Annotated in this window: 17 protein-coding genes; 2 read left to right on the forward strand and 15 right to left on the reverse strand. The window is 69.1% G+C overall.

Annotated features, from left to right (window positions below; all coding sequences use genetic code 11):
• Positions 1–167: 167 nt before the first annotated feature.
• The 3 genes from OCT48_RS06465 to OCT48_RS06475 form a co-directional block, all read right to left on the reverse strand.
• Positions 168–1,079, reverse strand: a complete 912-nt coding sequence (locus OCT48_RS06465) for a carbon-nitrogen hydrolase family protein (RefSeq protein WP_263591884.1) — start codon at positions 1,077–1,079, stop codon at positions 168–170.
• On the reverse strand, positions 1,076–1,672 hold the full coding sequence (locus OCT48_RS06470; protein ID WP_263591885.1) for a GNAT family N-acetyltransferase: 597 nt from the start codon (positions 1,670–1,672) through the stop codon (positions 1,076–1,078). The genes OCT48_RS06465 and OCT48_RS06470 overlap by 4 nt, the downstream gene beginning before the upstream one ends.
• A 105-nt stretch (positions 1,673–1,777) precedes the next feature.
• Positions 1,778–2,971: a benzoate/H(+) symporter BenE family transporter gene (locus OCT48_RS06475; protein ID WP_263591886.1), complete on the reverse strand. Its 1,194-nt coding sequence runs from the start codon at positions 2,969–2,971 to the stop codon at positions 1,778–1,780.
• Between the two features lie 119 nt (positions 2,972–3,090).
• On the opposite strand from OCT48_RS06475, the gene OCT48_RS06480 reads away from it, so the two are divergent.
• Positions 3,091–3,666, forward strand: coding sequence for a helix-turn-helix domain-containing protein (locus OCT48_RS06480; RefSeq protein WP_263591887.1), 576 nt, complete (start codon positions 3,091–3,093; stop codon positions 3,664–3,666).
• A gap of 35 nt (positions 3,667–3,701) precedes the next feature.
• Here OCT48_RS06480 and OCT48_RS06485 read toward each other — a convergent pair whose 3' ends face one another.
• The 7 genes from OCT48_RS06485 to OCT48_RS06515 all read right to left on the reverse strand — a co-directional run bounded on the left by OCT48_RS06485 (position 3,702) and on the right by OCT48_RS06515 (position 11,433).
• Positions 3,702–5,279 (reverse strand): aldehyde dehydrogenase (NADP(+)), encoded by a 1,578-nt coding sequence (locus OCT48_RS06485; RefSeq protein ID WP_263591888.1) that lies wholly within the window; start codon positions 5,277–5,279, stop codon positions 3,702–3,704.
• 14 nt (positions 5,280–5,293) lie between these two features.
• Positions 5,294–6,292 carry an AraD1 family protein gene (gene araD1, locus OCT48_RS06490; protein ID WP_263591889.1) on the reverse strand — a complete coding sequence of 333 codons (999 nt, stop codon included), beginning with the start codon at positions 6,290–6,292 and terminating at the stop codon, positions 5,294–5,296.
• A gap of 8 nt (positions 6,293–6,300) precedes the next feature.
• On the reverse strand, positions 6,301–7,473 hold the full coding sequence (locus OCT48_RS06495) for an L-rhamnonate dehydratase (RefSeq protein WP_263591890.1): 1,173 nt from the start codon (positions 7,471–7,473) through the stop codon (positions 6,301–6,303).
• A gap of 39 nt (positions 7,474–7,512) precedes the next feature.
• Entirely contained in the window at positions 7,513–8,544 is a 1,032-nt protein-coding gene (locus OCT48_RS06500) for a 4-hydroxythreonine-4-phosphate dehydrogenase PdxA (protein WP_263591891.1), read from the reverse strand.
• A gap of 13 nt (positions 8,545–8,557) precedes the next feature.
• On the reverse strand, positions 8,558–9,838 hold the full coding sequence (locus OCT48_RS06505; protein ID WP_263591892.1) for a TRAP transporter large permease: 1,281 nt from the start codon (positions 9,836–9,838) through the stop codon (positions 8,558–8,560).
• A complete protein-coding gene (locus OCT48_RS06510) occupies positions 9,835–10,389 on the reverse strand; it encodes a TRAP transporter small permease (RefSeq protein ID WP_263591893.1) in 555 nt (184 codons plus the stop codon). Before OCT48_RS06510 ends, OCT48_RS06505 begins: the two co-directional genes overlap by 4 nt.
• Before the next feature lie 69 nt (positions 10,390–10,458).
• The gene (locus tag OCT48_RS06515; RefSeq protein ID WP_263591894.1) at positions 10,459–11,433 is read right to left on the reverse strand and encodes a TRAP transporter substrate-binding protein; all 975 of its coding nucleotides are present in this window, start codon (positions 11,431–11,433) and stop codon (positions 10,459–10,461) included.
• 216 nt (positions 11,434–11,649) lie between these two features.
• On the opposite strand from OCT48_RS06515, the gene OCT48_RS06520 reads away from it, so the two are divergent.
• Complete coding sequence (locus OCT48_RS06520; protein ID WP_263591895.1) at positions 11,650–12,378, forward strand: FadR/GntR family transcriptional regulator; 729 nt, start codon at positions 11,650–11,652, stop codon at positions 12,376–12,378.
• Here the strand turns inward: OCT48_RS06520 and OCT48_RS06525 are convergent.
• From OCT48_RS06525 to OCT48_RS06545, 5 genes are all read right to left on the reverse strand, one after another.
• Positions 12,375–13,283, reverse strand: a complete 909-nt coding sequence (locus OCT48_RS06525) for an N-acetylmuramoyl-L-alanine amidase (protein ID WP_263591896.1) — start codon at positions 13,281–13,283, stop codon at positions 12,375–12,377. The two genes, OCT48_RS06520 and OCT48_RS06525, sit on opposite strands and share 4 nt — an antisense overlap.
• Positions 13,284–13,287: 4 nt before the next feature.
• Positions 13,288–14,031: a DUF3307 domain-containing protein gene (locus tag OCT48_RS06530; protein WP_263591897.1), complete on the reverse strand. Its 744-nt coding sequence runs from the start codon at positions 14,029–14,031 to the stop codon at positions 13,288–13,290.
• Positions 14,028–14,672, reverse strand: coding sequence for a hypothetical protein (locus OCT48_RS06535; protein WP_263591898.1), 645 nt, complete (start codon positions 14,670–14,672; stop codon positions 14,028–14,030). Before OCT48_RS06535 ends, OCT48_RS06530 begins: the two co-directional genes overlap by 4 nt.
• 202 nt (positions 14,673–14,874) lie before the next feature.
• Positions 14,875–15,612 (reverse strand): DUF72 domain-containing protein, encoded by a 738-nt coding sequence (locus OCT48_RS06540; protein ID WP_263591899.1) that lies wholly within the window; start codon positions 15,610–15,612, stop codon positions 14,875–14,877.
• Between the two features lie 105 nt (positions 15,613–15,717).
• The gene (locus OCT48_RS06545; RefSeq protein WP_263591900.1) at positions 15,718–16,632 is read right to left on the reverse strand and encodes an NAD(P)-dependent oxidoreductase; all 915 of its coding nucleotides are present in this window, start codon (positions 16,630–16,632) and stop codon (positions 15,718–15,720) included.
• Positions 16,633–17,076 lie beyond the last annotated feature (444 nt).

A 17,076-nucleotide genomic window follows, 5' to 3' on the forward strand; every position in this document is an offset into this window, starting at 1 on the left:
TTGGGAAGCGGGTCGGGTCGCCTGGGGCCTGTCGGCTGACCGATCGTCGCGAGGAGCACGGGTTTCGCGGTAGATCAGCAGTGGTCGGTTCGACAGGCGCCTGGTGGCGGGAACATGACGGGCATTGTACGGCCAAGCGCCAGTGGCGGCAAAACGCCGGGGCCGGCTCACGCCAGCGCCACGGCCTCGATTCCCGGCGCCAGGCGGGCGGCCTGGTGCGACCAGTCGGCGTGGTTGTTGACCTGGCCATGCTCGCGCAGGGCGCGGATTTCGGCCAGGTCCAGGCGGGCCAGCTGCCAGCCCGGGGTGGCGTCCAGGGCCTGGGTCAGCACGCCGTCGGGCGGGAAGCCGTGGTCGCAGGGCGTGTAGACGCCGGCCCGGCCGATGTTGATGTCCACCGCCGGCGACCACAGCGCCTCGCCGACGGTGGGCGACTGGATGACCGCGACCTGCTGCTCGATGGCGCGGGCCTGGGCGCTCAGGCGCACCCGCTGGTAGCCGGCCTGGGTATCCGTGCAGCTCGGCACCAGCAGCAGCTCGGCGCCGGCCTCGACCAGGGCACGGGCCAGCAGCGGGAACTCGCTGTCGTAGCAGATCAGCACGCCCAGTCGCCCGGCCGGGGTGTCGAAGACCCTGAGGCCCTGGCCGGCGTCCACGCCCCAGTCGTCGTTCTCGAAGCGGGTCATCACCTGCTTGTCCTGATGGCCCAGGCGGCCGTCGGGACCGCACAGCCAGGCCCGGTTGACGAAGCGGCCGTCGTCGAGACGCCAGGGCAGCGAGGGGGCGAGCAGGGTCACCCCGTGCCGGCGGGCGAGCTCGCGCCAGGTCTCGACGAAGACGTCTCGCCAGGGCTGCAGGCCGTGCAGCTGGGCCGCCAGGTCGCCCCGCTCGGCCTCGGGCAGCAGCGAGGCCAGCTCCATGGCCCCGTACTCGGGGAAGACCAGCAGCTCGGCGCCGCGGCTCGCGGCGTCCTGGACCCAGCGCGCCGCCTTGGCGCGAAAGCCCTCGAGATCATCGAAGACCTCGATGGGGTACTGGGCGGTGGCCACCGTCACCGGGCGTTCGCTGCCCGGGCTCATGCGCCCAATGCCTTGAGCCAGAAGACCATGGGCTTTTCGGTCTCCTCGGCCTCGTCCAGGTCCTTCCAGGCGAAGGTGGTGGAAAGCGAGGGCGTGCGCCGATAGCCCCGGGCGTTCCAGAAGCCGTGCAGGGGCCGGTAGTCCGCCGGCCGGCGGGGATGATCGTCGGGGCGCTCCACGGCGCAGAAGGCCGCCCAGGCGTATCCGCTCTCGGTAGCATGTGCTTCCCTGGCCTCCATGAAGGCCTTGCCGACACCCTGGCCGCGGTACTCAGGCAGCAGCACCGACTCGCCGTAGTAGAAGATGCTCGCCGGACGATAGCCGGCGGCCTCGAAGGGGGCGCGGAACTCGTCCACCTCGTCGGCCAGCGGCTGCCCCGTGGCCGCGCCCACCAGGGTGTCGCCGTCGAAGGCCAGCACGAAGAGGCTGCACGGGTTGCGGGCGTAGCGGTCCAGATACTCGGCCTCGTAGGCCAGGTCGCCGTCGTAGAGATAGGGGAAGTCGCGGAAGACCCTGATGCGCAGCCGCGCCAGGGCCTCGAGGTGCGGGGCGATCGCCCGCCCCTGCAGGGTGGTGAGGGTGATGGCCGTCATGGGCATGTCTCCTGGATCGGGGCGCTCGCCGGCGACCCTAGCAGCTGGTGCGCATGACGCCAATCGCCTCGGCGACGGCCAGCATGCCGGGGGCGACACTCGCCGTCAGGGACGGCGGCCGGCCAGCATGACCCCCAGGCCGGCGACCAGCCCCCAGAAGGCAGCGCCGATGCCGGCGGGACTGATGCCCGAGGCGGTCACCAGGAAGGTGACCAGGGCGGCGTCGCGGTGACCGTCCGCGCCCAGGGCATCGGCCAGGCCGGCCCCCAGGGTGGGCAGCAGGGCTAGGCCGGCGATGGCCATCACCAGCTCGGCGGGAAAGGCCGCGAACAGGGCGGTGACGGTGGCGCCGAACAGGCCCAGCAGCAGGTAGAACGCGCCGGCCGCGATCCCGGCGATGTAGCGCCGTCCCGGCTCGGCGTGGGACTCCGGTCCCAGGCACACCGCGGCGCTGATCGCCGCCAGGTTGAGGGCGAAGCCGCCGAAGGGCGCGAGCGCCAGGGAGGCCAGGCCGGTGCCGCCGATCAGCGGCGAGACCGGCGGGGAGAAGCCCGCCGCCCGGATGACGGCGATGCCGGGCAGGTTCTGCGAGGCCATGGTGACCACGAACAGCGGCAGGCCCACGCCGATCAGGGCCGAGGCCGAAAAGGTCGGCGCGGTGACCACCGGGTGGGCCAGGCGCGGGGTCACCTCCTCGAGGTGCAACAGCCCCTGCGCCTGGGCCACCAGGCAGCCCGTCGCCAGCACCAGCGGGATGGCATAGCGCGACCACCAGCGCTTGCCCAGGAGATAGGCCAGGCACATCGACAGCGGCAGCACCAGCCGGTGCTCGAGGGTCAGGAAGAGGTCGAGCCCGAAGCGCAGCAACACTCCGGCCAGCATGGCCGAGGCCAGGGCGCGGGGCAGGCGGTGCATGAGCCGCTCGAAGAGGCCGGTCACGCCGCACAGGGTGATCAGCGCCGAGGAGAACAGGAAGGCGCCGATGGCGTCGCTCATCGGCACTCCGGGCAGGCTGGTCGCCAGCAGGGCCGCCCCCGGGGTCGACCAGGCGGTGAGCAGCGGCATGCGGTAGCGCAGCGAGAAGCCGATGGAGGTGAGGCCGGCGCCGATGCCCAGCGCCCACAGCCAGGAGCCGATCTGTGCCTGGCTGGCGCCGGCCGCCTCGGCGGCCTGGAAGATGATCACCGCCGAGCTCGAGTAGCCGATCAGCACGGCGATGAAGCCCGCGGTCAGGGTCGAGAGGCTGCCATCGCGCAGGCAGGCGAAGCGGCGACGAAGCGGCAGGTCGGAGGCTGGCATCGAGGGCTCCCGTGAACGACTGTGCGTTATAGCGCACGATCGCGGCACGGTACCACCGTGCGTTATCACGTACAATGGCGCCTGCCACATCGACACGCACCGCATAGGAGACGGGCCGCATGCAGGAGATCTCGCAGCACATCGCCGACCGGCTGCGCTGGCTGCGACGCCAGCAGGGCTGGAGTCTGGATCGCACCGCCCGGGAGACCGGCGTCAGCAAGGCCATGCTCGGCCAGATCGAGCGCGGTGAGTCGAGTCCCACCGTGGCGACGCTGTGGAAGATCGCCAGTGGCTTCCGCGTCTCCTTCTCCAGCCTGCTGGCGCCGACGGCGGAGGTGTCCGGCGAGGCGACGACGGTCCAGCCCGAGCGACGGGCGGCATGGGGCGAGGATGCCGCGGGCATGCAGGTCGTGCCGCTGTTTCCCTTCGACCCCGTGCTCGGCTTCGAGCTGTTCGTCATTACCCTGGCCCCGGGGGCGGTCAGTGAGTCGGCGCCCCATGCCCCGGGCGTGGTGGAGCACCTGGTGGTGGTCGAGGGCACGCTCGAGGTGTGCCTGGAAGGGCGGTGGCAGCGTCTCGACGCGGGGGAGGGGGTGCGGTTCGCCGCGGACCGTCCCCACGCCTATCGCAATCCCGCCGGCCCCCCCGTGCGCTTCCACGACGTGATCCACTACCCCCGTGGGGTCGGTGGCTAGCTGCCGCGAAGGGGCCTGGGCAATGACGGCATCGATCAGGCCTCGCGCCGGCCTTCGACCAGGCGGCTGACGCCGGCCGGGTTGCCGTCTCGCAGCGCCTCGGGCAGCAGGCCCTGGGGCAGGTTCTGGTAGCACACCGGGCGCAGGAAGCGGTGGATCGCCGCGCTGCCCACCGAGGTGGTGCGGGCGTCCGAGGTGGCCGGATAAGGCCCGCCGTGGACCATGGCGTGGCACACCTCGACGCCGGTGGGCCAGCCGTTGGCCATCACCCGGCCGGCGCGACGCTCCAGCGTCGGCAGCAGGTCGCGGGCGGCCTCCAGGTCGCCGTCGTCCATCTGCAGGGTGGCGGTCAGTTGGCCTTCCAGATGCTCGGCCACGCGCTTCACGTCCTCCTGGTCGGCACACTCGACCACCAGCGCGCTGGCGCCGAACACCTCGGCCTGCAGGGCCTCCTCACGCAGGAAATCGGCGGCCGAGGCCACGAACAGCCCGGCCTGGCCGGCGTTGGGACCCTCGCCGACCGGGCCGCGGGCCACCTCACGGGCCTTGCGGCTTTGAAGGAGGCCATCGACGCCCTGCACATAGGCGTCATGGATGCCCGGGGTCAGCATGGTCTGGGCCGCGGCGCCCGTCACCGCCTCGCCGGCGGCGGCCACGAAGGCGTCGAGGCCCTCGCCCTTGACGCCGATCACCAGCCCCGGGTTGGTGCAGAACTGGCCGGCGCCCAGGGTCAGCGAGCCGACGAAGGCCTCGCCCAGCTCGGCAGCACGGGATTCCAGGGCCGCCGGCAGCAGGAACACCGGGTTGATCGAGCTCATCTCGGCATAGACCGGGATCGGCTCGGGACGCGCCTGGGCGGCCTGCATCAGCGCGGTGCCGCCGGAGCGCGAGCCGGTGAAGCCCACCGCCTTGATGCGCGCATCGCGCACCAGCGCCTGGCCCACCTCGCGGCCGGAGCCGTAGAGCAGCGAGAACACGCCCTCGGGCAGCTCGCACCTGGCCACGGCGCGCTGCACGGCGCGGCCGACCAGCTCGGAGGTGCCGGGGTGGGCGGAGTGCGCCTTGACCACCACCGGACAGCCGGCGGCCAGGGCCGAGGCGGTGTCGCCACCGGCCACCGAGAAGGCCAGCGGGAAGTTGGAGGCGCCGAATACCGCCACCGGGCCCAGGGCGATATGGCGCTGGCGCAGGTCGACGCGCGGCATCGGCGCCCGCTCCGGCAGCGCCGGGTCGAGGCGCAGGTCGAGCCACTCGCCGGCGCGCACCACCTGGGCGAACAGGCGCAGCTGGCCGCAGGTGCGGCCGCGCTCGCCCTCGAGGCGGGCCCGGGGCAGGCCGGACTCGGCCATGGCGCGCTCGATCAGCGCATCGCCGATGGCCTCGATCTCGTCGGCGACGGCCTCGAGGAAACGGGCGCGTTCCTCGAGGCCGGTCTCGCGGTAGGTCGCGAAGGCCGCCCAGGCCAGGTCGCAGGCCTGTTCCACCTCGGCCTTGCCGCCCGCGGCATAGGCCGGGGACAGGGTCTCGCCGGTGGCCGGGTCGATGGCGTGGATCGCCTTGCCGTCGGCGGTCACGGCCGCCTGGCCGATCAGTTGCTTGCCTTCCAGGGTCATGGAGCCTCCTGAGGTCACAGGGAATGAACGGGGGTATCGGTGGTGTCGGTGTCGAACGCCAGCGGGTTGCGCAGTGTCCGGCCGAAGGCCGGCAGGGCGATCTCGAAACGATCGCCGTCGCGGGTCTGGACGCCGTCGGCGAAGCTCAGCGTCGCGGTGCCGAAGAAGTGCACGTGGACGTCGCCGGGGCGGCGGAAGCCGGGGTACTTGAAGTGATGATGCTCGAGGTTGGCCAGGCTATGGGCCATGTTGGCCTCGCCGGTCAGGAACGGCTTCTCCCACAGGGTCTCGCCGTCGCGGACGATGCGGCTCACGCCCTCCAGGTGTTCGGGCAGCTCGCCGATCAAGAGCTCCGGGCCGAAGCTGCAGTGGCGCAGCTTGGAATGGGCCAGCCACAGGTAGTTGAAGCGCTCGGTGACGTGGTCGGAGAACTCGTTGCCGATGGCGTAGCCGACCCGCCAGGGGCGGCCGTCGTCGCCGATCAGGTAGAGCCCGGCGAGCTCCGGCTCCTCGCCGGCGTCCTCGGCGAAGGCCGGTACCGGCATCGGCGCCTCGGGGGCCACCACGCAGTCGCCGTCGCCCTTGTAGAACCACTCCGGTTGGGCGCCGGTCTCGCCGGCGGCGGGCTTGCCGCCCGCCACGCCGAGCCGGAACATGCGCATCGAGTCGGTCAGCTCGGCCTCGTCGGCCTGCGCCTGTTGTTGAGACGGGGCGTGCATCGCCGAGCGGGTGTCGGCGCTGCCCAGATGGGTCAGGCCGGTGCCGGTGACCAGGCAATGGGCCGGGTCGGGGTGGGTCAGCGGCGGCAGCAGGCGCTGCTCGTCGACGAGCTGAGCGTAGTCGAGCCGCGTCTCGGTCAGCGCCGCCTCGACTCCCTCGGTGAGCGACCGGCCGTCGGTGATGGCGCGGCGCGCCAGGGTGTAGGTGTCGGCGTCGGTCAGGCGCACCGTGCGTTCATCTTCCACCAGCGCGGCCAGCACCTGGCCCTGATGTTCACATTGGATCAGTCGCATGCTCGGCCTCACTCGATGATATGGAACTGGTCGAAGTAGTCATCGTTGAGCGACAGGCCGAGACCCGGCTCGTCGTCGTCGAGGTCGATGAAGCCGTTCTCTGGCTCGGGGTCGCCCTTGAACAGGTAGTAGAAGAGCTCGTTGCCGACCTCCACGTCGTGGACCGGGAAGAACTCGGACATCGGCGAGGCCAGGGTCGACATGGTCAGGTGGTAGTTGTGCATCTGCCCGGCGTGCGGGATCACCGGCACGCTGAATGACTCGGCGATGGCATTGATCTTGCGCGCCGCGGTGATGCCACCGACTCGGTTGGTGTCGTACTGCACCACCGAGACGGCGCGCTTCTCGAGCAGTTGGCGAAAGCCGTAGTGGGTGAACTCGTGCTCGCCGCCGGAGATCGGGATGCTGGTCAGCCGGTTCAGTTCCGCGTAGCCGTCGATGTCGTCGGCCAGCACCGGCTCCTCCAGCCAGCGTGGCTGATAGCGCTCCAGACGCGGCAGCATGCGCTTGGCGTACTCCAGGTTCCAGCCCATGTAGCACTCGAGCATCAGGTCGATGTCCTCACCGATCACCTCGCGCACCGCGGCGACGCTGTCGAGGTTCTTGCGCATGCCGGCCGGGCCGTCCTTGGGTCCATAGCCGAAGCGCATCTTCATCGCCGTGAAGCCTTGGTCGAGATAGGACTGGGCCTCCTCCTGCATACTCTTGAGGTCGGTGCGGTACAGCTTGGAGGCATAGCAGGGGATCCTCTCCTTGGTGCGCCCGCCGAGCAGCTTGAACACCGGCTTATCCACCGCCTTGCCCATGATGTCCCAGATCGCGATGTCGACCCCGGAGATGGCCGCCATGCCGATGCCCTTGCGGCCCCAGGCATGAGTGGCGCGGTACATGCGCTGCCACAGGTACTCGTAGTCGAAGGGGTCCTGGTTGATCACCAACGGTGCCAGATACTGGTCGATGATCGCCTTGGCAATCCGCGGCGCCAGGGCGACGTTGCCCAGGCCCACCAGGCCGGTGTCGGTCTCGATCTCGACCGTGGTCCAGCCATGGAAGCGGAAGGTGCCCATGGAGTCGCTCTTGTCCCAGAGCTCGTCCATGGCGTTGGAGCAGAAGTGGGGCTGGGCCGGTACGGTGTGGCCCTTCCATTCGAAGACGCGGGTTCTGACCTGGGTGATCTTCATGTGCTGGTTTCCTCGTAGGCGTGTGGATGCGTGGTGTTGTCAGGCGCTGGTAACGGTCTCGAGACGCCGGCGTCTCAGGTTCTCGCCCATGCGGCAAGCGATGGTGAAGGCATTGCGGGTCGGGCCCACGTCGGCCTTGCCCTGGCCGGCGATGTCGAAGGCGGTGCCATGGGCCGGGGTGGTGATGGGGATCGGTAGGCCACCCTGGACGGTGACGCCCTGCTTGAAGCCCAGCAGCTTGATGGCGATCTGGCCCTGGTCGTGGTACATGGTGACGATGGCGTCGTACTCGCCGTCGCGGGCCTTGAGGAAGATGGTATCGGCGGGGAAGGGGCCGGCGACGGGGTAGCCCTCGGCCTGGCACTGCTTCACGGCAGGCTCGATGACCTCGATCTCCTCGCGGCCGCAGGTGCCACCTTCTCCCCCATGCGGGTTGAAGGCTGCTACGGCGACGCGTGGTGCCTCGATGCCGGCCAGCTTGAGCGAGTCATGGATCAGCCGACTGGCGGCGACGATGCGTTCCTCGGTCACGTAGCTTGCGGCGTCCTTGAGCGGGATATGGGAGGAGATGCGCGAGGTCCAGAGGCTGCCCAGGGTATTGAACTCGCAGAAATAGCCCGTCACTCCTAGCTTCTCGGCGAAGAAGTGCAGCTCGTCCTCGTGGGCCAGGCCGCCCTTCTTCATCGAGAACTTGTTGAGCGGGGCGAAGCAGATGGCATCGACCTCGCCGGCCTGGGCGGCGTCCAGACAACGTGACAGGACCGAGAGCACGGAGGCGCCGCCTGCAGCGGTTTCTTCGGCATAGCCGACGGCGCCTTCGGCCACGCTGTCGACCGGCAGGAAGACCGGCCCGTCATGCTGGCGGGCGTCGGCAAAGTCGGCGACTTCGGGCAGCTCATGGGACTGGCCGGCCACCCGCTGGCCTTCCTGCCACAGCCAGCGGTCACCCACCAGCACGGCGTGGACGTCGGCGAAGAGTGGCGCATCGGCGAAGAGCCGGGCGATCAGCTCCGGGCCGATACCGGCGGGATCTCCCAGGGTGACGGCGACGAGGGGGTGTGAATCGGTCATTGGAAGCTCCGTATCAATAGAAGAGGTTGACCAGCGTCATGGGGATGGCCGGCACATAGGTGACCAGCATCAGCACCACGAACAGCACCAGGATCATCGGCAGGTTGACCTTTGTGGTTTCCCACATGTCGGTCTTGGCGATGGAGCAGGACGTGGCCAGCACCGAGGCGACCGGCGGCGTCTGCTGGCCGATGGCCAGGTTGAGGGTCAGGATCAGGCCGAAGTGGATCGGGTCGATGCCGATCTGGTGCACCAGCGGCATGACGATGGGGACGACCAGGATGATGGCGGCGGCCCCGTGCAGGAACATGCCCAGCAGCAGCAGCAGGATGTTGAGCAGCGCCAGCACCAGGACCGGATTCTCGGTAATGGCGGTGATTTCGCTGGCCAGCTGCTGGGGCAGCTGCATCTCGGTCAGGAAGAGACCGAGTACGGCAGAGGTGGCCACGAGCAGCATCACCACCGCGGTCTGGATGACACCCTCGATCACCGCACGATAGAGGATCTTGATGTTCAGTTCGCGGTAGACGAGGCCCCCGATCAGCAGGGCGGCGAGGACGGCGATGCCGGCACCCTCGGTGGCGGTGACGAAGCCACCGAAGATTCCGCCCAGGATGATTACCGGCAGCAACAGTGCCCAGAAGGCTTCTCTGAATGCCTTGCGCAGGGTACCGAGCGAGAAGGAGTCCTCTCGGGGCAGGTCATACTTCACCGCATAGTAGTAGCAGGCGCCGGCCAGACCGGCAGCACCGATCAGCCCGGGCACGATGCCGGCGACGAACAGCTTGACGATGGAGGTGTCGGCGATGGCGCCGTAGAGGATCATCGACAGCGACGGCGGGATGATGATCGCCAGCGACGCCGAGGAGGAGGTGATGGCCGCCGAGAAGTTCGGGTTGTACTTGCGCCGCTTCATCTCCGGGATCAGCACCGAGCCGGTAGCCGCCACGTCGGCGACGGCCGAGCCGGAGATCTCGGCGAAGAACAGCGAGACCCCGACATTGACCATCGCCAACCCACCGCGCACGAAGCCGACGATGGCGGTGACCAGGTTGATCAGGCGCAGGGAGATGCCCGAGGTGTTCATCAGCGCCCCGGCGAAGATGAACAGCGGAATGGCGATCAGTGGGAACTTGGTGGCACCGTTGAACAGCGTCAGCGGCACATTGACCAAGGCGTCGGCCCCCATGTTCAGGTAGACGCCGACTATGCCCACCACGCCGATGGCAACGGCGATGGGCACGTTGATCAATACCAGGGCGAAGAGAGCGGCGATGATGATCAGGAGTGTCATGCGCGGTGCTCCTTGAGGTCTTCCTCGGCTTGCCGGATGGCGGTTTCGATCTCTTCCGATTCACTGTTCACGCCGCTGCGCATCTTGCGCCAGGCCATGGGCATGCTGAGCAGCTCACAGAGGATGAACAGCACCGCGCTGATCGGGATCACCGATTGGGTGACATCGAGCCCGATCCACGGCAGGGAAACCAGGCTGTCCCAGGCGAGGATCTCGAGGACGAAATGGCCGTAGTAGGCGATGACCAGGAAGAAGCCGATCACGATGGCTTCCGAGAGGATGAACAAGGTGGTGCGAATGGGTGCCGGCGCGCGGCTGACCAGGCCGGGAAAGCCCATATGGGTTCGCTTGAGGGCGGCTAGGTTCGCTCCATAGAAACTCAACCATGCCAGGCCGATGGAGGCGACCTCGTCGTACCAGGAGAACGAGTTGCCGACCATGCGAAAGCCTACTGCGGCGATGACGATGGTGGTCAACGCCAGCAGGAGGAAGACGGTCAGCACCTCCAACATCCGTTCCAGTAGCAGATTGACACGAGCCAGCAAGCTCATGGCGTGGACCTCCTGCGATCTCGTGGAGAAGGGCGCCGTGACGGCGCCCGAATGGGATGACATCTCGCGTTACTCCTCGGCGAGTGCCATGGCGCGGTCGATCAGCGCCTGGCCGCCATCGACACGCTCGGCATAGGCCTCGTAGACGGGTGCGCTGGCCTCGACGAAGGCATCGCGGTCGACCTGGTTGATCTCCATGCCGGCTTCGCGCATGGTGCCGATCAGGTTGTCGTCGAGTTCCGCGCCCTTGGTCAGGGCCCAGTCCTGAGTCTCGGCGGCGATCTCAGTGATGGCGGTACGGACCTCTTCGGGCAGTTTCGCCCAGCCGCCCTTGCCGGCAGTCAGCCAGATCGGCGAATAGACGTGGTTGGACTGTGACAGATAGTCCTGCACTTCCTGGAACTTGGCGCCGTTGATGTTGCTGAGGGGGTTCTCCTGACCGTCGACCACGCCGGTCTGCAGTGCCACGAACACCTCGGAGAAGGCCATCGGCGTGGGGTTGGCACCCCAGGTCTCGAACATCAGGGTGCGCCACTCGCTCTTCGGCGTGCGGATCTTCAGGCCCTCCAGGTCTTCCGGCGTTTCGATCGGGCGTTCGTTGTTGGTGATGTGGCGGAAGCCGTTCTCCCAGGTGGAAATGATGTTCAACCCTTGCTCGTCGGCGCTCTGGGCGAGGTCCTGCATGATGATCTCCTGGTCGAGGCGCTTGAGGTGCTCGCGGTCCTTGACCAGGAAGGGCATGTCGAAGAGGGCGAACCGGGAATCGATGGACGACATGATGGAGGAGATGGCGGCCAGGTCGACGGTGCCCAGGCGCAGCTTCTGGACCAGTTGCTGCTCGTTGCCGAGCTGGCCACTGTGGTAGTACTCCACCTGGTGGGCGTCGCCGAGGCGTTCCTGCAGGCGATCGCTGAACTCCTGGGCGGTCTGCCCCTGCAGGCTGTTGGGTGTGCCGCCGATCGCGAAGACGATCTTGTCCGCCTGGGCGTTCGCCGTGGCCACGGCGAGGGAGAGGGCGGAAAGACCGAGCAGCTTCTTGAGCATGATGCACTCCTTGTTGTAATCGATGGTGGCTTACTGGTCTGGTGGTTGGCTGACCATACCAGTAGGGTCAGAAGTTAGTTGCCCGCGTGATATTCCGTCAAGGGAAAACCCTGTATATGCGACTTTTGTCGTAACGAATGGATGGGGTGTCTAGCGCCTGCGGCCTTCCTGGTCTAAGGTATAGACCAGTCACGCTAGAGCTAGAGGAATGGCGCCATGGACAATCCGGCATTCGCCTTCGAGAAGACACTCAAGAATCGCACCAAGAAGGACATCCTGGCCGACAAGCTGATCGAGATGATCCTCACTGGCCTGCTGCGGGACGGGGACGAACTGCCCAGTGAACGCGAACTGGCCCAGCTGTTCGGCGTCAGCCGGGAGACCGTGCGCGGCGCCCTGTCGCAGCTTGCTGCCTATGGCCTGATCAGTGTTTCCCATGGCAGCAAGACGCGCATCCGTGCCGACGACGAGGCGCTGAGCCGCTTTCGTGCCGCGCACCCGGAAAGCCCCACCCCCGAGATGAACCGTTTCGACGTGGACAGCGTGTTCGAGAGCCGCATCGTGGTGGAAGCCGCCATCGCCCGGCGGGCCGCCATCAACATCGATGCCAAGGGAATCGATGACCTGGAACGCCTGCTCGAAGCGCAGAGCCGGTTATTCGACTCGCCGGTGCACTTCCAGCTCTCCGACCAGAACTTCCACAAGCTGATCTCCGAGTACGCCAATAACGAGATCCTGCTGCGCTATGCGGAGGAACTGTATGCCTTCGGGCTCAACATTCGTCGCCAGGTGATGGTCGAGGCCGGGGCCATCGAGCGCAGCTACCGGGAGCATCGTCACATCGTGGATGCCCTGCGGCGCGGCGACCCCGACGCCGCCGAGCGCGCGATGCTGGCGCATCTCGACAGCGTCTATCGCACCACCAGGGAAAAGATCACCGGCTAAGGCGGATCTCGTTCACCCTCGAGGTCGGCGGAAGTCTTGTCCAACTGCTCGAGCGCTTCGGGCCGGTACTGCTCGAGCAGCGCCCAGAGCCGCGCGGCGGTGTCGAGATCCGGTTCGCCGCGATAGTCGGCGGGCCGGTAGCGCATCTGGAAGGCACGCAGCGCCCCGCGGGTCTCGGCATCCAGGCTGCCGCCGGGCGTCACCGCATAGCCCCAGGCCGCCAGTGCCCGTTGCAGGGTGGCCAGGGACGGGGGACGGTCGGCCAGCGCCCGGCGATGACGGGCGACGCGGGCCGCGTCCGGCCAGGTGCCGATGCCGGCGGCGAAGAGCCGGCGCCAGGGAAAGGCGGGGCCCGGGTCGATCTTGCGGGTGGGGGCGATCTCGGCGTGGGACAGGATATCGGTGGCGGCGATGTCGTGGCGGGCGATCAGGTCGCGCAGCAGCGGGATCAGCGCCGCGATCTGGGCGTCGGGGAAGGGCGCCCAGCGGACCGGCTCGCCGGCCTCGAGCGCGGCGAAGGAGCGGTCGGGCCCGGGGTTGACGATCTCGATGCCGATCGAGGTGTCGTTGAGGTGACGGCGGCCCGCCCAGGCGCTGGCGCCGGCATGCCAGGCGCGCCGCGACTCCTCCACCAGCCGGTAGACCAGCGGCTCTCCGCGGTGATGGCGGGCCGGCCGGGGCAGCAGGTAGTGGGCGCTGACCCGCGGGCCGGTCAGGATGGCCAGGGACTCGGCCTCGTCGGCGTCGGTGTAGTGCAGGATCAGGTGGTGCACGCGGCTGGAGTGCGACGAGGCCGGATGGCGGGTGTCGACCGCGTAGCCGGCCTGGGGGGTGATGCCCCCCTGGCGAGTACAGCCGCCCATCGCCAGGCCCAGCAGCAGCACGACCAGCAGGCGCGCGGGCATGGCGTCAGCCTCCCCAGGGCGTGGAGCGCACCAGCAGGCCGAGGGCCAGGGTGGCCGACACGCTGAGCAGGGTGCCCAGCAGCACGTACTCGGTGAGCTTGCGGTCGCGACGCTCGCGGAGGTCGCCGAAGCGCAGCACCGACTTGGCCGTCAGCAGGAAGCCCACGGCGGTCAGCTCGTCCAGCAGCACCAGGGTCAGCACCAGGAAGCGCTCGAGCATGCCGATGCGGGCCCCGGCCGCGACCAGGGTGCCGGGGTCGGTGACCTCGTCGCTCCAGGGACGCATGGCCAGGGCGATGGCGATGGCCATCGGCCGGGTCACCAGCAGGTAGGCGCCGGCCAGGGTCAGCGTCTGCGGGCTGGCCAGCCAGGCCGCGACCTCGGCCAGCGGCCGCAGGCTGCCCAGCCAGGCGAGCCACAGCCCGAGCAGCACCGCCAGGTGCAGCAGCTGGTCGAGCAGGAACCAGCGCAGCCGACGCGGGTCCAGGTGCGCCTTGCCCAGGTCGATCAGCGCATGGCTGGTGGCCACCAGCAGGGTGCCGGCCAGGGCGATGCCCGGCGCGCTCCCGGCGATGCCGAGCACCAGCAGCACCAGCAGGCCATGCAGCCCGGCGTGCAGGTAGAGGGCCCGCGAGCGTCGCTTGTGGCGCTGTCGCGAGTCGACCCAGCGTCGCGGCTGGAGCAGGAAGTCGCCGCTCAGGTGGGCCAGCAGCAGGCCGAGCAGGGTCGCCAGTTGCGGGGCGGTCATGGGGCAGGGCCCTCCGTGGCCAGGCGGTGTCGGAAGAAGTCCAGGGTGTCGGCCAGCAGCGCCCAGCGGGCGGTGCGCAGGCGCTTGTGCACGCTGGGCTGGCGGATGCCCAGACGCTCGGCCATGGCCTGCTGGGATTCATCATGCCACAGGCTCAGGCAGGCGATCTCGGCGGAGTAGCGAGACCAGCCATCGACCAGCTCGTCGACATAGCGGACCAGCAGGGCCAGCGCCGCGTCCCGGGGCGCGCCGGGGCGGGTCAGGGCCAGGTGCGCCGCCCCCTCGGCCAGGGCATCCAGGGCCCGGCCGGAGGCCACGAACACCGGTCCGTCGGCGGAGGCCAGGGCGCGGTCGGCCTGCCAGTCGTCGCTGCCCACGGCCATCGCGACCCGGGCATCCCAGCGCCGCTCGTCGGAGTGCATGATCAGCGCGGCGCGCAGGGCCACGGCGGCATCCAGGGCCGCGCCGGCCGCGGGCAGAGCCAGCTGGAAGCCATCCCCCCGGTAGCGCTCGAAGCGGCCGCCGTAATGCTCGGCCAGGCGGCCCAGGGTGGCATCGAGCACCCGGTAGAGGGCCGGGGTGTCGGCGATCCGGCGCGACGCGATGACGTCGCCGGTCAGCACGGCGATGGGCTGCCTCATGGGGCGCTCTCCGGTCGGTGATCTTGGCTCAATTATAACTATAAATGGCTATTTTTCTATTTTATAGCCCAAATAGGCTATAAAATAGAAAAATAGATAGTAAGGGCTATATCGATCGGCGTGCCAGCTCGCGCATGGCGTCCTCCCGTCCGGCCGGCATCAGGGGGAAATGCGGCCGCCCCCGGAGCATGCCGGGATCGGACTAGTCCGGCGAGCGGTGGTCGAGGTAGCGACGCAGCTGGCGGGCGTTGGCCACGGCGTGCCCGGCGGCGTCGTTGTTGAAGTAGGCGTAGACGTCCGTGCCGCCGTCGAGCAGGGCGCGGAGCCGCCTGGCCTGGGCCGTGAGGTACTGGGGTGAATAGCCTCCCCCCTCGGGGGCGCCATGGTAGCGCAGGTAGGTCCAGTCGGCGGTCAGGCGCCGGGGATGATCGACCAGGCCGTCGTGCCAGCACAGGGCCGCGTGATGCGCTTCCAGTACCCGATAGACCGCCTCGCACCACCAGGAGGCGTCGCGGACCTCGATCGCCCAGCGATAGCCGGGCGGTGCCGCCGCCAGGAAGGCCGCGAGCCGTCCGGCATCGACTCGCCAGTGCCCCGGCAGCTGGACCAGGATCGGCCCGAGCCGGTCGCCCAGCAGGTCCACCCGTTCCAGGAAGTGGCCGATGGTCGCCTCCGGCTCCTTGAGCTTCTTCATGTGGCTGCCGTAGCGGCTGAACTTGACCGCATAGCGAAACCCCGCCGGTACGCTGTCGCGCCAGGTGCGGAAGGTGGCCTCGCCGGGCAGCCGGTAGAAGGTGTTGTTGATCTCCACACTCGCGAAGTGGGCGGCGTAGTGGGCGAGCCACTGGCGCCTGGACAGCCCCTCGGGGTAGAAGACGCCACGCCAGTGGTCGTACTGGTAGCCCGAGGTGCCGATCTGCGCGCGTCCCGATTGCCTCATGCCGCTCCCCCGCGCCCTCGCCGGGTGGACGGGAAGAGGAGGGCGCAGGGGAAGGATGGCCCGGAACGCCCCGTGTCGCCAGGCGGCGGCCGCCCGGGCGTGCCCTCAGGGCTTGCGGTAGGCCTCGACCAGGCTCGCCGGGTCCGCGTCGGCGTGGCCGCGGCCGGCATGGCCGCGCATCAGCTGGGCGGCCAGGGCGCTCATCGGGGTGGCGCTGGTGACCCGCCCGCTCTGGGCCACGGCCATGTCCAGGTCCTTGAGCAGGGTGCGCAGGTGCCAGGGGGGCGCGACGAAGTCGCTGGCGGCCATGCGCGGGGTGAGGATGCGAAAGGGTGTGGAGTCGGCGAAGCCGCCGGCGAGCGCCTCGGTGAGCCGGTGGGCGTCGACCCCGCTGGCCTCGGCGAGGGCCACCATCTCGGCGATCACCGCCGCCTGGCAGCCGACGATCATCTGGTTGCACACCTTGGTCACCTGGCCGCTGCCCACCGGCCCCATATGGGTCACCCGGGCCGCCAGGGGGCCGAGCAAAGGCCGCACGGCCTCGACATCCTCGGCGGCACCGCCGCACATGATGGCCAGCTCCCCGGCCTCGGCGCCGGCCACGCCGCCGGAGACCGGGGCATCCACCCAGGGCACGCCGGGGTCGGCCGCCAGGCGAGCGGCGAAGCGACGGGTGGCCTCGGGGTCGCTGCTGGAGAGGTCGACCAGCCGCTGGCCGGCGCGGGCATGGGCCGCCACACCGTCCTCGCCGAACACCACCGCCTCGACGACCGCGGTGTTGGCCAGGCACAAGAGGATCACGTCCGCGTCGGCCACCAGTTCGCCGATCGAGCCGGCCACCCGGGCGCCGGCCGCGGCCACTCCCGCGGTCTTGTCCGGGGAGCGGTTCCACACGCAGACGTCGAAGCCGGCGGCCAGCAGGCGGCGGGTCATGGGGTCGCCCATCAGGCCGATGCCGATGAAGCCGAGGCGGGGGTGGGTCATGGGGTCTCTCCGCAGGGTCGGGGAAGCCCACAGCATGCTTGATGGAAGGGATTTCCATCAAGTCTGGCCGACGCTCGAGGCCCCGCCATGATGCAGGGCGGCATCCGTGGGGATCGCGATGGTGCGGGGATCGCCGCCGGCGCGGGGCGACAGCTCACCGGGATACCATCAGGAATGTCTTAACTAGCTGATATTGAATGAAAGCCGTGGAAAGTGGCACGACGCTTGTAAGGAAATAGGCAAGAGGTGGCCGACAACACGGGGAAGGTGGCACGCGCCGCTGGTTCCCCCGCCGGTCACCGGGTCGTCCGGCGTGGTACCACTGCACGGCGGACGACGTCACCAGTGAGCTGGCGTGCTCCACCTGGCCTCCTTCGGGAGGCCTTTTTTATATCGCCAGTGATGTCCTCCGGGCGACCCGCCGTGGCCCGCCTGACTGGACGTCATCGGCGCCATCGCCTAGCGTGAACGTTCCCCCTC

The sequence above is a fragment of the Halomonas sp. M4R1S46 genome (genome assembly GCF_025725685.1).
In the GTDB taxonomy this organism is placed as follows: Bacteria; Pseudomonadota; Gammaproteobacteria; order Pseudomonadales; family Halomonadaceae; genus Halomonas.

What these genes read in the sequence shown, in the direction of transcription:
- OCT48_RS06465 (WP_263591884.1), bottom strand. Translation starts at nt 1,079, where the DNA reads ATGAGCCCGGGCAGCGAACGCCCGGTGACGGTGGCCACCGCCCAGTAC.
- OCT48_RS06470 (WP_263591885.1), bottom strand. Translation starts at nt 1,672, where the DNA reads ATGACGGCCATCACCCTCACCACCCTGCAGGGGCGGGCGATCGCCCCG.
- OCT48_RS06475 (WP_263591886.1), bottom strand. Translation starts at nt 2,971, where the DNA reads ATGCCAGCCTCCGACCTGCCGCTTCGTCGCCGCTTCGCCTGCCTGCGC.
- OCT48_RS06480 (WP_263591887.1), top strand. Translation starts at nt 3,091, where the DNA reads ATGCAGGAGATCTCGCAGCACATCGCCGACCGGCTGCGCTGGCTGCGA.
- OCT48_RS06485 (WP_263591888.1), bottom strand. Translation starts at nt 5,279, where the DNA reads ATGACCCTGGAAGGCAAGCAACTGATCGGCCAGGCGGCCGTGACCGCC.
- araD1 (WP_263591889.1), bottom strand. Translation starts at nt 6,292, where the DNA reads ATGCGACTGATCCAATGTGAACATCAGGGCCAGGTGCTGGCCGCGCTG.
- OCT48_RS06495 (WP_263591890.1), bottom strand. Translation starts at nt 7,473, where the DNA reads ATGAAGATCACCCAGGTCAGAACCCGCGTCTTCGAATGGAAGGGCCAC.
- OCT48_RS06500 (WP_263591891.1), bottom strand. Translation starts at nt 8,544, where the DNA reads ATGACCGATTCACACCCCCTCGTCGCCGTCACCCTGGGAGATCCCGCC.
- OCT48_RS06505 (WP_263591892.1), bottom strand. Translation starts at nt 9,838, where the DNA reads ATGACACTCCTGATCATCATCGCCGCTCTCTTCGCCCTGGTATTGATC.
- OCT48_RS06510 (WP_263591893.1), bottom strand. Translation starts at nt 10,389, where the DNA reads ATGAGCTTGCTGGCTCGTGTCAATCTGCTACTGGAACGGATGTTGGAG.
- OCT48_RS06515 (WP_263591894.1), bottom strand. Translation starts at nt 11,433, where the DNA reads ATGCTCAAGAAGCTGCTCGGTCTTTCCGCCCTCTCCCTCGCCGTGGCC.
- OCT48_RS06520 (WP_263591895.1), top strand. Translation starts at nt 11,650, where the DNA reads ATGGACAATCCGGCATTCGCCTTCGAGAAGACACTCAAGAATCGCACC.
- OCT48_RS06525 (WP_263591896.1), bottom strand. Translation starts at nt 13,283, where the DNA reads ATGCCCGCGCGCCTGCTGGTCGTGCTGCTGCTGGGCCTGGCGATGGGC.
- OCT48_RS06530 (WP_263591897.1), bottom strand. Translation starts at nt 14,031, where the DNA reads ATGACCGCCCCGCAACTGGCGACCCTGCTCGGCCTGCTGCTGGCCCAC.
- OCT48_RS06535 (WP_263591898.1), bottom strand. Translation starts at nt 14,672, where the DNA reads ATGAGGCAGCCCATCGCCGTGCTGACCGGCGACGTCATCGCGTCGCGC.
- OCT48_RS06540 (WP_263591899.1), bottom strand. Translation starts at nt 15,612, where the DNA reads ATGAGGCAATCGGGACGCGCGCAGATCGGCACCTCGGGCTACCAGTAC.
- OCT48_RS06545 (WP_263591900.1), bottom strand. Translation starts at nt 16,632, where the DNA reads ATGCTGTGGGCTTCCCCGACCCTGCGGAGAGACCCCATGACCCACCCC.